The organism is Clostridium sp. SGI.024 (genome assembly GCF_050315195.1).
Taxonomy (GTDB): Bacteria; Bacillota; Clostridia; order Clostridiales; family Clostridiaceae; genus Clostridium.
Window position 1 is genome coordinate 1 of record NZ_JBNPON010000191.1, and the last position, 259, is coordinate 259.

Annotated in this window: 1 protein-coding gene; it reads left to right on the forward strand. The window is 23.9% G+C overall.

The genetic code is table 11. The features are described from left to right. Positions 1–259: transposase (locus tag ACQRD5_RS17365; RefSeq protein ID WP_427747135.1), on the forward strand; the 259-nt coding region annotated here is incomplete at both ends.

Genomic DNA, 259 nt, shown 5'->3' on the forward strand with positions numbered 1-259 from the left:
TTTTATTGAAGATAATAATCAAATAGCATTTATTAAACCTGCTAACTACGAATTATCAAAAACGAGAAAATATAAAAGTGATATTGGTAAAATAGAAAATATGGATTATGATTCTGAAAAAGATTTTTTTATATGTCAGAATGGTAAAAAGCTAAAAATTGAAGGTGTAAAATTAAGAAAATCAAAAACAGGATATGAAAGTGAAAAAACAATTTATGCATGTGAAGATTGCAGTGATTGTAACTATAAAAGTAAGTGC